Raw genomic sequence first — 14,171 nt, 5'->3', positions numbered from 1 at the left:
CGGCACCGAACCACCTCGGCGCTCGCCGCAACCAAGGGCCGTCACCAACAACGAAGGCCGCGCGATGCCCTTGGCCCCGCCAACCCTTGCTCCACCAACTCTTGCTCGACCAACCCTTGGCTACGACCTCACGCTGCTGAAGACGGCGCCGCCGCGCGGCACCGAACACGATCACGGCTGGTGCTACGGCCTGCCGCCAGGCATTCGCACCGAGCAATGGCCGCTCAGTCCACATGACGGCTTTCCGATGCAGCACTGCTTCACGCTGCGCATTCCCGTGCAATATCGCACCAAGGGCGACGCCTATGCTGCGCTCGCGATGTTCGCCGACCAGCAATATGACGAACCCGTCGAGATCGATGCGGTCGCGCAATATCTCGCGGCGGAGACGATCGAGCGTCCGGCCGATCGCCATTTGCTGCCGTACTTCGCCTATCGGCAGAACCGTCATCCGATGGAGTTTCGGATGAAGGACATCATCGACCACAATTTCGCGGCGATCTGGCTCACGGATGCCGAGTTCATGGGGCCGCTGTGCCGGCCGCCGGAGCTGGCTGGCAATCCATTGCTGGAAGCCAATGCGCCACCGCGCTGGCTCGAGAAGGGCGCGGCACGCACGGCGTTCGATGCGCAGGTCGGCCGCACCACCAGCGTCGACGAACTGGAGAAGAGATACTGGTACCGCCTGTTCGGCCGTGTCCCCGAGACCGGGCACCACGCCTACGGCATTGCGCTTGCGCCGCGCGACGGCGATCCCAATGTCGGCAAGCCGCCGCGCGACCATCTGCTGCACAAGGGCGCGCTCGGCGACTACATCGCGCCGTACGGCGAAGATGGCAAAGCGCGCGGCCTCGAGCGGTTGCACGGCCGCAACCATCTCGGCGGCACGATGTTTCCGAATCAATGGACGCCGAAATTCAGCGCGACCTATCTCGAGATCGAGGAGCATTTCGGCGGTTTCAATTTCGGCGGCGGCAACGGCCAGCTCGATCTTGCGAGCATGGAGTTCGACTGGGCCTGCGGTTGAAGCGTGCGCGTTCATCGCGCATTCACACAACAAACAAACCGCGGGGAACCGCAAATCAACAGGAACATCGCACATCCTCCCCCGTTGTCGGCGCGGGCAATGCTTTCACTTGAGGAGGAATACGATGTCTAACCGCTTTCTGATTTCGGTCGCTACGGCGGCTTTGATCGCCGGCACCGGCTTTGCGAATGCACAGGGCGCAGGTGGCGCCGGCAAGGATTCGCCGGCGGCCGGCGCTGGCGCGACCACGCAACACGGCGCACCGTCCGGTGGCGCGTCATCGGGCACGATGCAGCGTGATACGGGCGGCATGAAGGGTTCCGAGCATTCCACGACCGGTGAATCTCCGAGCACGAAGGGTGCGGAGTCCGACAAGTCCGGCCCCGCCACCAAGGGTGCGCAGGACAACACGCAGAAGTCGAAGAGCATGAGCTCCGAGAACGACGCGACCAAGGGCTCCAAAGACATGAAGGCCGAGGGCCGCGACAAGAGCGGCAACATGAAGGCCGAGGAGCATGACAAGAGCGGCAAGATGAACGCGGAAAGCCGTGACGGCCGCGATCGCAGCAACGCCGCCGACAGCCGCGACAAGAGCGGCGCCACGACCAACCAGAACGCTCAGACCAAGAGCCCGACCGACACCAACCGCGCGCAGACCAACGACACCAGCCGCACGCAGACCACGACTGGCAACGCGGCAACGTCGGCCACCGCGGCTCCGCCGGCCGAGAAGCGCACCCAGATCACGACCGCGATCAAGTCGGAGCACGTCACTGAGGTCACCAACGTGAACTTCAACGTGGCGGTCGGCACCCGCGTCCCAGCCGACGTTCGCTTCTACCCGGTGCCGGAGCGGGTGGTGACGATCTATCCGCAGTGGCGCGGTTACGAGTTCATCCTGGTCCACGGCCGCTACATCATCGTGCAGCCGGAGACCCACGAGATCGTCTACATTATCGAGGGCTAAGCCGGCCTCGGTGCGAGGGCACCATCAAGGGCCCTCGCCCATTCTCGACCCCGCCCCTTCGGGGCGGGGTTTTGCGTCTGGGCACCGCCCCTCGCGGCAGTGGATGGCTCACGGGAGCGCCGGCGGAAGTCGCCTTCCGCGAGATTTGGTTAATCAGCAATTTCCGTAGGTTACGGCAGCCACCTGAGAGGGCGGAGGAAGCTGTTGAAGACATTCCGATTTCACCTAAACACTTCCCCTGCGGCCGGTTGTTACCTATAACCCGGCCCACTTCACCCCTTGTCGGAACCCTTGTCCGGAACCCCTGGAATGGCTGCTGCCGGAACGATCTATGTGCTGAACGGCCCGAACCTCAATCTGCTGGGGACGCGCGAGCCGGAGACCTACGGCCACGCCACCCTCGCCGACGTCGAGAAGCTGTGCGCGGACACCGCACGCCAGTTCGGGCTTGCCGCCGACTGCCGGCAGTCCAACCGCGAGGGTGAACTGATCGACTTCATCCATGAGGCCCACGCCAAGAAGGCGGTCGGCATCATCATCAATGCCGGCGGTTACTCCCATACCTCGATCGCGCTGCATGACGCGCTGGTTGCGGTCAAGATTCCCGCCGTCGAGGTCCATGTCAGCAATATCCACGCCCGCGAGAGCTTCCGGCACCACTCGTTCACTGCTAAAGCCGCGTTCGCGTCGCTCTGCGGCTTCGGCATCGATGGCTACCGGCTTGCGATCATCGGCCTCGCCACCAAGATTGGTACCAAGACCGATGCCAAGGCAAAGGCTTAATCGTCACTCCTGACGTCCCCCGTCATCAGACAGAGATTTTGGATCAAACAACATGGCGCGCCAGCCAGACGACAAATCAGCGGCAAAATCCAAGAGCGACGACAGCGCGCTCATTCGCGAGCTCGCCCTGCTGCTCGCGGAGACCAACCTGACCGAGATCGAGATCGAGCGTGCCGGGCTGCGCGTCCGCGTCGCGCGCAATATCAGTATCGCAGCCTCCGTGCCCGCCGTGCATGCGGTGGCCGCGCCGGTGGCCGTCCCGGCCGCTGCGGCTGCGACCGACCTCGCAAAGCACCCGGGCGCAGTGCCCTCGCCGATGGTCGGCACCGCCTATTGGGCGCCCGAGCCGGGCGCCAAGCCGTTCATTGAAGTCGGCACCAAGGTCTCGGCCGGCCAGACGCTTCTGATCATCGAGGCGATGAAGACGATGAACCAGATCCCGTCGCCGCGCGCGGGCACCGTGACCCAGATCCTCATCGAGGACGGCCAGCCGGTCGAATTCGGCGAGCCGCTCGTCATCATTGAATAGCTTCCGTCAACACCAGGCGCTGCGATGTTTGACAAGATCCTCATAGCCAATCGCGGCGAGATCGCGCTTCGCGTGCTGCGCGCCTGCAAGGAGCTCGGCATCTCCACCGTCGCGGTGCATTCCACCGCCGACGCCGACGCCATGCATGTGCGGCTCGCCGACGAGAGCGTGTGCATCGGTCCGCCGCCGTCGAAGGATTCCTATCTCAACGTGCCGGCGCTGCTCGCAGCCTGCGAGATCACCGGCGCCGACGCCGTGCATCCCGGCTACGGCTTCCTGTCCGAGAACGCGCGCTTCGCCGAGATCCTCGCCGACCACAATCTGGGCTTCATCGGACCGAAGGCCGAGCACATCCGCCTGATGGGCGACAAGATCGAAGCCAAGAAGACCGCCAAGCGGCTCGGCATTCCCGTGGTGCCCGGCTCCGACGGCGCGGTGACGGCGGACGACGACGCCATGGCGATCGCCAAGGAGATCGGCTTCCCGGTGCTGGTGAAGGCGGCGGCCGGCGGCGGCGGGCGCGGCATGAAGGTCGCTCACACCGAGGCCGACCTCGCGCTGGCGCTCTCGACCGCGTCCAACGAGGCCAAGTCGGCGTTTGGCGACGCCTCGGTCTATCTGGAGAAATACCTGCAGAAGCCGCGCCACATCGAGATCCAGATTCTCGGCGACGGCCGCGGCGGCGCCATCCATCTCGGCGAGCGCGACTGCTCGCTGCAGCGGCGCCACCAGAAGGTCTGGGAGGAAGGCCCCTCGCCGGTGCTCGGGGCAGCCGCCCGCGCCAGGATCGGCAAGACCTGCGCCAAGGCGATGCGGGACATGAAGTATCTCGGCGTCGGCACCATCGAATTCCTCTATGAGGACGGCGAGTTCTATTTCATCGAAATGAACACGCGTATCCAGGTCGAGCATCCCGTCACCGAAAGCATCACCGATATCGATCTGGTGCTGGAGCAGATCCGGATTGCGGCCGGCGGCGACCTTCCGGCCAAGCAGAGCGACATCGCGATCATCGGCCACGCCATCGAGTGCCGCATCAATGCGGAGAACCCGGAGACCTTCCGTCCGTCGCCGGGACGGATCACGCAATACCATCCGCCGGGCGGCCTCGGCGTGCGGATCGACTCCGCGGTCTACCAAGGTTACGTGATCCCGCCCTATTACGATTCGCTGGTCGGCAAGCTGATCGTACACGGCAAGACCCGCGGCGAGTGCCTAATGCGGCTGCGGCGGGCGCTCGACGAGATGGTGGTCGACGGCATCGAGACGACGCTGCCGCTGTTCCGCGCATTGGTGCGCGAGCCCGACATCATCGAAGGCGACTACCACATTCACTGGCTGGAGCAGTACCTCGCCGGCCAGCCATCCGACGCCCCGAAATAGTTCGGAACTCCGTGGAACCCAGCGCCCTGTTCAAACGTAATTGAGGGGTTATTGGCTTTCCACGGGGACGCACTGAATCCCACTCCCGAGATGAGAACGTCGTGACACCGGTTTCACGACGCAGGTCGACGCTCCAGATCCTGCTGCTTTCGGCGGGATTTTTCGTGCTGGTCGCGATCAGCGTGGCGTCGGTCATCCTGGTCAACAAGGCGCGCGAGGACAACGCCTGGGTGGTCCACACCGTCGAGGTCGAAAGCCAGGTCGCCAACCTATTGGTCGATATCAGGCGCGCCGAAAGTGCGACCAGGGCGTATCTGCTGACATCGGCACCACAATACCTGTCCGAGTATGAATCTGCTGCGGAAGGAATCCCGGCCGCGCTCAATCATCTCCAGATGATGACCGTCGACAATCCGGCGCAGGTCGCCAATGCCGCAAAGCTCAAGGCCGCCGTCGAGCAACGGCTGGCCGAGTTCGCGCTCGGTATCGAGCGCGTCAAGAACAACGACGTCGCGACCAGCATCGACATCCTGCGCAAGGGCACATCGACCGAGGCAATCGAGGCGATCGCCCGGATCGGCCGTGACATGCGCACCGAGGAGGATCGCCTGCTGGCGATGCGCACCGCGACCGCGGACAGGACCCAGGTGCTGGCCTCCTCAGTCACGATCGCCGGCTCCTGCATGGTGCTGGCGCTCGCGGGATTCGCAATCGTGCTGCTGCGTCTATCGTCGCGGGCGCGCGACGAGGCCGAGGCCAGGCTGCGCGACAGCAACGTCAATCTCGAAACCATCGTCGACGAGCGCACCGCCGACCTGCGCGAGGCCAACGAGGAAATCCAGCGCTTCGCCTACATCGTCAGCCATGATTTGCGCTCGCCGCTGGTCAACATCATGGGATTCACCAGTGAGCTGGAGGAATTGCGCGGCGACATCTTCAAGCGCATCGCCACGCTCAATCGCTCCGCGTCGCTGGCGCCGGCGATGGAAGACGCCCCCGACGTGGCCGAGCCCGAACTCGAAGGCTCCGACAAGCAGCTATCCGACGATTTCAACGAGTCGCTCAGCTTCATCAAGTCGTCGATCGCCAAGATGGACCGCCTGATCAGCGCGATCCTCAACCTCACCCGCGAGGGCCGCCGCGAGTTCAAGCCCGAACGGATCGATCTTCGCGAACTGATCGACGGCATCGTCAAGACGGTCGCCCATCAGGCGGTCGAGGCCAATGCGACCATCGAGGTCGGCACGTTGCCCAACCTCGTCAGCGACCGCCTCGCGCTGGAGCAGATCTTCTCCAATCTGATCGACAACGCGCTCAAATATCTCAAGGACGGTGTCCCCGGCGAGATCGCGATCGAGGGCCGCACCAAGCTCGGCTTCGCGATCTTCGAGGTCACCGACAACGGCCGCGGCATCGACCCGAAGGACCACCAGCGCATCTTCGACCTGTTCCGCCGCGCCGGAACCCAGGACAAGCCCGGTCAGGGCATCGGGCTTGCCCATGTCCGCGCACTTGTGCGCAGACTGGGCGGCACCATGTCGGTAGCATCGGAACTTCACAACGGCAGCACATTCACAGTGACGCTGCCGATCAATTGGTCAGGCAAGCACCGGGATAAGGAATCATGAGCGATCCAGTCACCATCATCATGATCGAGGACGACGAGGGCCATGCCCGCCTGATTGAGCGCAATATCCGGCGCTCAGGTGTCAACAATGAGATCGTCCCGTTCACCAACGGTACAGAGGCCGTGAACTACCTGTTCGGCAAGGATGGCAGCGCGGTCGAGCGCAAGGGGCAGGCCCTGCTCATCCTGCTTGATCTCAATCTGCCTGACACGAGCGGCATCGATATTCTGCGGCGGGTCAAGGAGAACAAGTATCTCAAGGCGACGCCGGTGGTCGTGCTGACCACGACGGACGACTCCCAGGAGATCAAGCGTTGCTACGAACTCGGTTGCAACGTCTACATCACCAAGCCGGTGAACTACGAAAGCTTTGCCAACGCCATTCGCCAGCTTGGCCTGTTCTTTTCCGTGATTCAGGTGCCACCTGCTTCGATATGACCAGCGCAACGCCGACACTGCTCTATATCGACGACGACGCGGCGCTGGCGCGCCTGGTCGAACGCAGGCTGACGCGCGCGGGTTTCAAGGTCGTGCACGCCGCAAGCGGCCAGCAAGGCCTCGACCGGCTCGCCCAGGGCGGCATCGACGTCATCGCGCTCGACCAGTACATGCCCGGCCTCGACGGGCTGGAGACGCTGGAGCAGATCCTCAAGATCGCGGACGCGCCACCGGTGGTGTTCGTCACCGCCTCGCAGGATTCGGCGATCGCGGTCACCGCGCTGAAGGCCGGCGCGGCCGACTATCTGGTCAAGGACGCGAGGGGTGATTTCATTCCCCTGCTTCAGGTCGCGGTGAACGGCGCAATCCGGCAGGCCGCGATCCAGAAGGCGCGCGACGAGGCCGAGGCCGAGGTCCACGCCTCGCGCGACCGCTACGCCGCGCTCGCCGCCGAGCGCGAGGTTCTGCTGCGCGAGGTCAACCATCGGGTCGGCAATTCGCTGCAGATCATCGCATCGCTGCTACATCTGCAGGCCAATTCCGCGAGCCAGCAGGACGTCAAGGCGGCGCTCACCAACGCCATGGGCCGGGTTGCCGCGGTCGCGCAAGTGCACCGCCGCCTCTATACCTCACACGACTTCAAGACGGTGATGCTCAACCAGTATCTCGAGGCGCTGCTCGAGGATCTCAGGCGCTCGGCCGAAGGCAACAAGATGTCGCGGCTGACGCTGAAGGCCGCCCCGATCGAGATCGACCCCGACCGCGCGGTCGCGATCGGCATCATCGTCAACGAGTTGGTGATGAACGCCGTGAAATACGCCTATCCCGACGGCGCCGGTCCGATCCATGTCGAGCTGAAGCCGCAGGCCGAGGATTTGCAGCTTTCGATCAGCGATGACGGCGTCGGTTTTTCCGATATGGCCGACCCGCGCGGCACCGGCATGGGCCAGCGCATCGTCACCGCGATGGCCGCCAAGCTCGACGCCAGCGTCGAGCGCGACCCGAACCACCAGGGCACCCGGTTCGTACTGCGGTTCGCCCGCGTCAGCCCGGCGCTGGCGAAATCGACAAGCGCCGCCGCGAGTTAAAGCGTTTTCGAGCGAAGTGGATACCGGTTCGCGTGAAGAAAACGCGTCGAACCGATAGCCGGAGCCTGCAGCGGATTGGATCGATTTGTCGTGTTGGCGTTAACGGCTGCGTCATCCTGTTGTTCGATCGGAATGTCGCCCTTCCGCCCTATTAAGAAACAAATCGACGTTGATTGCGAAAATCCCGCTACCAGCTTGGCAGGAGGCGCTACCCATGTTCGGGCGCAGGATCACGTTCGGGAAGAAGCAGCACACCCTTGGCGAACTCCAGGAATTGATGCGTCCGACACCTGACGCGGATGGCGTGACGCGGGTCTTTCCCAAGGATATCTGGGACGATCCGAAGGTCGGTGCGATGCTGCGCGATCTCGGCTTCAACCCCGACGATCCGCGCAATATCAGAAAGACGGCCGAGGACTACATCGCGATGTTCGCCGCGGCGAAAAAGCGGCTCGATGAACGCTCTGAAGCCTTCAACCGCGACATGACCGCCCGCTACGCCTACTGCCGCGCCGTCCCCTTCCTGGTAATCGACCACACCATCTGGGACGGCGAGGATGGCGCCTTCCTCTATGCGAGCCTGAACCTGATCGGCTTCGACGATTGGAACGTGCTGATGCTGGCGGCAGATGAGCGCACCAGGCAAATGTGCGGCATCGCCGGCCATCCCGGCACCGTGCCTGCCGTCACTGACGTCCTGGCCAAGCACGTGACCGCATGGAAGGCGCGCCACGAGGCTGCACTGGAATTATACGGCGTCACGGCCACCGGCGGCGAAGGCGGCATCACGCGCGAACAATATGAGACGGAGAAGGACACGCTTCGTCAGGAGATCGTCGACAAGGTCGGCTGGATGAAGCCGCGCATCATCGACGAGCTTGTGCGCATTCAGGGCTAAAACACCCGCCTCTCAATCCTGCCTGTCGCGGTGCCGCCGCGTCCGGTACGGGCGGCAGTCCTGACACGGCGCGCCAAAGATCACCTGCGACGGATACGGCCGCGCCTGATGCCACGGCGTCGAGCCGAACAGGCCCGCCGCCCCGAACCCTGCACTGAAGGGATCGGCGGCAAAGCTGCCCGGAAAATATCCGTTGCTGCGGAAATCGCGGTCGTCGTCGCGGCCGTCGAAATACGCCCCGCCGGTGCTGCCGTAGCGCAGCGGCCGCTCCTGTGCCGATGCCGCGGCCGCGCTGAGCGCGATGACGGCGCAGGCGATCAGTCCCCTCATGGCAGTCATGGCCAAAGCCCTCATTGCGGATTGGTGCCCCAATCGCCCTTCCAGGCGATCAGGCGACCCTTGCCGAATTGCAGATAGAGCCCGTCGCTGCGTCTCGACAGCACGCTGCCCCTGACGTTGGGCAGCGCGACGAACAATTCATTGCCCGGCGTGCCGCGAACGTAATTCAGGGGAACGCCCAGCGACTGGCTGGCCTGGTCGGCGTTCATGCCGAAGGCGAGCGGAACGCTGTTCGGCGCACGTTGCTGTGCCCGGGCTGTGCCGAGCGGCGTGCCCAGCGCGATGACGAGGATGACGACGACGAGTGTGACGAACCGCTGCATGACCGACCTCACTGCACCGCCGCCGCCAGCGTGCCGGCGGGCGTCCAGCCGCCGCCGAGCGCCTGGAACAGGCTGCTCGCCGCCAGCAGCTTGTTGAGCCTCACCGTGACCAGGTTCAGTTCAGCCGTAAACAGCGTCTGCTGCGTCTGCAGCACGGTGATGAGATTGACCGTGCCACCGCGCAGCTGCGTCTCCGAGACCTCGAACGCCTTGCGTGAGCTCGCCACCACATCGGACTGAAGGCGCTCCTGCAGCGTGTACTTCTGCAGCGCGATCAGCGCCTTCTCGACATCGGCGAAGGCCGACAGCACCGCCTTGCGATAGGCCTGCAGATTTTGCAGTTGCTGGCCCTTGGCGAGCTTCAGCTGGCTTTCGAGCAGGAAGCCGTCGAACAGCGGCTGCGTCAGCCCGGCGGCGAGCGTGTAGTACCAGGCGCCCGGCGCAAACAGCGAGGCGAGCGCCGCGCTCTGGAAGCCGGTGGTGCCGGTCAGCTGGATCTGCGGGAAGAACGCCGCGCGCGCCGCATCAACGCTGAAATTGGAGGACGCGAGCTGCGCCTCGGCTTCGCGGACGTCAGGCCGCTGGTAGAGCAGCTCCGACGGCATTCCCGGCGTCACGCGCGGCACCGCGATCTGCGTGGTAGAGCCGCCGCGCACCGTGAAATTGGCCGGCGCGCGCGCCACCAGCACGGCGAGCGCCGCGATGTTCTGCCCGACCGTCACCTCGAGTGGGGGGATCGCCGCGCGCTGCGTCGCGACCAGCGCCTCCTGCTGCGACAAATCGAGCTGCGAGGCGGTGCCGCCGGCGAATTGCGACTTGATCAATGCAAGGATGCGCTCGGCCGCCGCCAGATTGCGGCGGGTGACCTTGATCTGGTCCTGCGCCGCCAGCACCTGGAAATAGGTATTGGCCACCGTTGCCATCGTGGTCAGCGCGACCACCTCGCGATTGTAGCGGGAGACGGTGGCGCTCTCCTCCGACGCCGCCAGCGTAGCGCGGTTCTTGCCCCAGAAATCGACGATATAGCTCGCGCTGAGCCCCAGGCTGTATTGCGAGAACGTCCCGCTGCTGCCAAGCGACGAACTCGATCCTGTCGCCAGCTTTTCGCGCTCGGCGTTCGCCGATCCCGAGACCGAAGGCAGCAGCGCGGCGCCGGAAACGCCGACCTGGGCGTCGGCCTGGACGATCTGGGCGATCGCCGCCGCGATGTCGAGATTGTAGAGCTGCGCGGATTCCATCAACCCGGTCAGCTCGGGCGAGCGGAAGCCGCGCCACCAGGCGAGCGCCGGAACCGCCGCATCGGCATCGCCCTTGGCGGCCGCACGATAGCTCGCCGGCACTTCGAGACTGAGTTCGGGCTTCTCCGCCCCGGGAATGCACCCGGACAGACCAAGGCTGAGGCCGCCAAACGCCGCCACGCGCAGCAACCGGACCGGTTTCCGCAACACCTGAAGATTTCGCAACGCTGCAACTGTCGGCATTTACTCGCCCGGTTGAAGTGAGGAGCCCGGCGTCCGCACGGCGCCGCCGCGGCGGACGCGCTGGGCCCACAAGCGGAACCGATCGAGATAGAGGTAGATGACCGGGGTCGTATAGAGGGTGAGGACCTGGCTCAGGAGCAGCCCGCCGACGATGGCGATGCCAAGCGGCTGCCGCAGCTCGCCGCCGTCGCCCATGCCGATGGCGAGCGGCACCGCCCCGAGCAGCGCGGCCATGGTCGTCATCATGATCGGACGGAAGCGCAGCAGGCACGCCTCTCTGATCGCCTCGAGCGGCTCCAGCCCGCGCTTGCGTTCCGCCTCCAGCGCAAAGTCGATCATCATGATGGCGTTCTTCTTCACAATGCCGATCAGCAGGATGACGCCGATCAGCGCCATGATACTGAACTCGGTCTTGAATGCCATCAGCGCCAGCAAGGCGCCCACACCTGCGGAGGGCAATGTCGACAGGATCGTCAGCGGGTGGACGAAGCTTTCGTAGAGCACACCAAGCACGATGTAGATCGTCACCAGCGCTGCCAGGATCAGGAATGGCTGGTTGGCGAGCGAATCCTGGAACGCCTTCGCAGAGCCCTGGAAGGTGCCGCGGATCGTGGCCGGGACGCCGATCCGGTTCATGGTCGCCTCGATGCTTCCGACCGCGGTGCTCAGCGACACGTTTGGCGGCAGGTTGAACGAGATGGTGTTGGCGACCAGGAGGCCCTGGTGATTGACCGCAAGCGGCGTCGCGCCCTCTTTGAAGGCGGCGACGTCCGACAGCGGGATCATGGTCTCGCTGCTGGTCGAGACGGCCGAACCGGTCGAAGCCACGCCCTTCCCGGTCGACCCGATCGAGTTGGTGGCCTGATTGCGTGCGGCCTGGGCATTGGCCGAATTGGCGGCGCTTGAGGTCCCCGGCGCCGCCACCGTGCCCGCCACCGCGTTGGTGGCCTGCGAGCCGCCGACCGATCCGCCCGACGTGCTGATATAAACGTCCTTCAGCGTCTGCGGGTTCTGCCAGTAGCGCGGCGCGACCTCCATGATGACGTGGTACTGGCTGCGCGCGACATAGATGGTCGACACCTGCCGCTGGCCGAAGGCGTCGTAGAGGGTGTTGTCGATCTGGCTGACCGTGATGCCGAGCCGCGCCGCGGCGTCGCGGTCGATCACGAGATCGGACTCCAGGCCCTTGTTCTGCTGGTCGCTGTTGACGTCGGCCAGGTTCGGATCGCGCTGCAGGGCCGCCGCGATCTTCGGCGTCCATTCATTGAGCTCCTCCAGCGTCGATCCCTGCAGCGTGTACTGATACTGCGCGTTGGACTGCCGTCCGCCGACCCTGATGTCCTGCACCGCCTGCAGGAACAGGCTCGCGCCGGGCACCACCGACATCTCACGCCGCAGCCGCGAGATCACGCCGTCGGCGCCGATCTTGCGCTGGTCGAGCGGACGCAGCGAGACGAACACGAAGCCGGAATTGGTTTGCCCGCCGCCGGTGAAGCCGACCACCGTCTCCACCGCCGGATCGCGCTTGATGATGCCGACGAACTGCGCGAGCTTCTGCTGCATCAGCTGGAACGAGACGCTCTGATCGGCCTGGATCGAGCCGACCAGCCGCCCGGTATCCTGCTGCGGGAAGAAGCCCTTCGGGATCACGTCGTAGAGATAGAAGTTGAGGCCGAACACCGCCGCCAGGATCAGCATCACCGACAGCGGATGCGCAAGCGCTGCGGTCAGCGTCCTGCGGTAGAAATTCAGCATCGCCTCGAAGAAGCGCTCGCTGGCCCAATAGAGCCGCCCGTGGCCGCCTTTGTCCGGCTTGAGCAGTACCGCGCACATCATCGGCGTGGTCGAGAGCGAGACCGCGAGCGAGATCAGGATCGAGATCGAGATCGTCATCGCGAATTCGCGGAACAGCCGGCCGACAATGCCTTGCATCAGCAGGATCGGGATGAACACCGCGATCAACGAGACGCTCATCGACAGCACCGTGAAGCCGACCTCGTTGGCGCCCTTCAACGCCGCCTCGAGCGGGCTCAAGCCGTCCTCGATGTAGCGCGTGACGTTCTCCAGCACGACGATGGCATCGTCGACCACGAAGCCGGTCGCAACCGTCAGCGCCATCAGGGACAGATTGTCGAGGCTGTAGCCGAACAGGTACATCGCCCCGAAGGTCGCAACCAGCGACACCGAGACCGCCACGACGGGAATGAATGTGGCGCGCGCATTGCGCAGGAACGCGAACACCACGATGATGACAAGCAGCACGGCCAGGACGAGGGTCCGCTCCACGTCCCTGAGCGAGGTGCGGATGGTGGTCGAGCGGTCCACGGCAAGGCCGATGTCGATCGCCGGCGAAATCGAGGCTTGCAGCTGCGGCATCAGCCCCTTCACCAGGTCAACGGTACTGATGATGTTGGCGTTCGGCTGGCGGTAGAGGATGAGCAGTACCGCAGGCTTGCCGTTGGCGAGCCCGGCGTTGCGCAAATTCTCGACGCCGTCGGTCACCTCGCCGACGTCGGAGACGCGGACCGGCGCGCCGTTGCGGTAGGCCACGATCAGCGGCTTGTAGTCGTCGGCCTTGTTGGCCTGGTCGTTGGCGTAGATCTGGTAGCGCTGGTCGCCGACGTCGATGCCGCCCTTCGGGCTGTGGGCGTTGGCACTCGACAGCGCCGCCCGGACATCCTCCAGCCCGATGCCGTATTTGTAGAGCGCCTGCGGGATCAGATCGACGCGGACGGCGGGCAGCGAGCTGCCGCCGACCACCACCTCGCCGATGCCCTCGACCTGCGACAGCTTCTGCGCCAAGACCGTCGACGCGGCATCGTAGAGAGCGCCGCGCGTCAGCGTATCCGACGTCAGCGTCAGGATCAGGATCGGCGCGTCGGCCGGATTGACCTTGCGGTAGGTCGGATTGCTGCGCAGGCTGGTCGGCAGATCGGCCCGCGCCGCGTTGATCGCGGCCTGCACGTCGCGCGCCGCGCCGTCGATGTCACGATTGAGGTTGAACTGCAGCGTGATCCGGGTCTGACCGACCGAGCTCGACGAGGTCATCTCGCTGACGTCGGCGATCTGGCCGAGATGCCGCTCCAGCGGGCTGGCGACCGTGGTCGCGACGTCCTGCGGGCTGGCGCCGGGCAGCGTCGCCTGCACCGAGATGGTCGGAAAATCCACCTGCGGCAGCGGCGACACCGGCAGCTTGAAGAACGCGACAATGCCGGCGGCCGCAAGTCCGAAGGTCAACAACGTGGTTGCGACCGGCCGGCGGATGAAGGGCGTTGACGGATCCATGGC

13 protein-coding genes are annotated in these 14,171 nt (G+C 65.0%); 9 read left to right on the top strand and 4 right to left on the bottom strand.

All coding sequences use genetic code 11. The features are described 5' to 3' along the window. The first annotated feature begins 64 nt into the window (after positions 1–64). The 9 genes from WDM24_RS18710 to WDM24_RS18670 all read left to right on the top strand — a co-directional run bounded on the left by WDM24_RS18710 (position 65) and on the right by WDM24_RS18670 (position 8,740). On the top strand, positions 65–1,027 hold the full coding sequence (locus WDM24_RS18710) for a hypothetical protein (protein WP_338832050.1): 963 nt from the start codon (positions 65–67) through the stop codon (positions 1,025–1,027). A gap of 124 nt (positions 1,028–1,151) precedes the next feature. Next, positions 1,152–1,994, top strand: coding sequence for a DUF1236 domain-containing protein (locus WDM24_RS18705; protein WP_338832049.1), 843 nt, complete (start codon positions 1,152–1,154; stop codon positions 1,992–1,994). A gap of 309 nt (positions 1,995–2,303) precedes the next feature. After that, a complete protein-coding gene (gene aroQ / locus WDM24_RS18700) occupies positions 2,304–2,777 on the top strand; it encodes a type II 3-dehydroquinate dehydratase (protein ID WP_338832048.1) in 474 nt (157 codons plus the stop codon). A 52-nt stretch (positions 2,778–2,829) separates the two neighbouring features. Next, the gene (accB, locus tag WDM24_RS18695) at positions 2,830–3,306 is read left to right on the top strand and encodes an acetyl-CoA carboxylase biotin carboxyl carrier protein (RefSeq protein WP_338832047.1); all 477 of its coding nucleotides are present in this window, start codon (positions 2,830–2,832) and stop codon (positions 3,304–3,306) included. 24 nt (positions 3,307–3,330) lie between these two features. Further along, positions 3,331–4,689, top strand: coding sequence for an acetyl-CoA carboxylase biotin carboxylase subunit (accC, locus tag WDM24_RS18690; protein WP_338832046.1), 1,359 nt, complete (start codon positions 3,331–3,333; stop codon positions 4,687–4,689). Positions 4,690–4,790: 101 nt separating this feature from the next. After that, positions 4,791–6,317, top strand: a complete 1,527-nt coding sequence (locus WDM24_RS18685) for a sensor histidine kinase (RefSeq protein WP_338832045.1) — start codon at positions 4,791–4,793, stop codon at positions 6,315–6,317. Then, entirely contained in the window at positions 6,314–6,754 is a 441-nt protein-coding gene (locus tag WDM24_RS18680; RefSeq protein WP_166294873.1) for a response regulator, read from the top strand. Before WDM24_RS18685 ends, WDM24_RS18680 begins: the two co-directional genes overlap by 4 nt. Next, the gene (locus tag WDM24_RS18675) at positions 6,751–7,842 is read left to right on the top strand and encodes a sensor histidine kinase (protein WP_338832044.1); all 1,092 of its coding nucleotides are present in this window, start codon (positions 6,751–6,753) and stop codon (positions 7,840–7,842) included. Before WDM24_RS18680 ends, WDM24_RS18675 begins: the two co-directional genes overlap by 4 nt. Positions 7,843–8,056: 214 nt before the next feature. After that, positions 8,057–8,740 (top strand): hypothetical protein, encoded by a 684-nt coding sequence (locus WDM24_RS18670; protein ID WP_338832043.1) that lies wholly within the window; start codon positions 8,057–8,059, stop codon positions 8,738–8,740. Between the two features lie 12 nt (positions 8,741–8,752). Here WDM24_RS18670 and WDM24_RS18665 read toward each other — a convergent pair whose 3' ends face one another. From WDM24_RS18665 to WDM24_RS18650, 4 genes are read right to left on the bottom strand one after another with little or no spacing between them, the layout of a single operon-like run. After that, positions 8,753–9,079, bottom strand: coding sequence for a BA14K family protein (locus WDM24_RS18665; protein WP_338700489.1), 327 nt, complete (start codon positions 9,077–9,079; stop codon positions 8,753–8,755). 11 nt (positions 9,080–9,090) lie between these two features. Continuing rightward, a complete protein-coding gene (locus WDM24_RS18660; RefSeq protein WP_338832042.1) occupies positions 9,091–9,402 on the bottom strand; it encodes a hypothetical protein in 312 nt (103 codons plus the stop codon). Between the two features lie 8 nt (positions 9,403–9,410). Then, the gene (locus tag WDM24_RS18655; protein WP_414645735.1) at positions 9,411–10,883 is read right to left on the bottom strand and encodes an efflux transporter outer membrane subunit; all 1,473 of its coding nucleotides are present in this window, start codon (positions 10,881–10,883) and stop codon (positions 9,411–9,413) included. Next, entirely contained in the window at positions 10,884–14,168 is a 3,285-nt protein-coding gene (locus WDM24_RS18650; protein WP_338832040.1) for an efflux RND transporter permease subunit, read from the bottom strand. Positions 14,169–14,171: the final 3 nt, after the last annotated feature.

The organism is Bradyrhizobium sp. 27S5 (assembly GCF_037217225.1).
Classification (GTDB): Bacteria; Pseudomonadota; Alphaproteobacteria; order Rhizobiales; family Xanthobacteraceae; genus Bradyrhizobium; species Bradyrhizobium septentrionale.
Note: the sequence above shows the minus strand (reverse complement) of the source record. Positions and strands in the feature narration are given on the sequence as shown.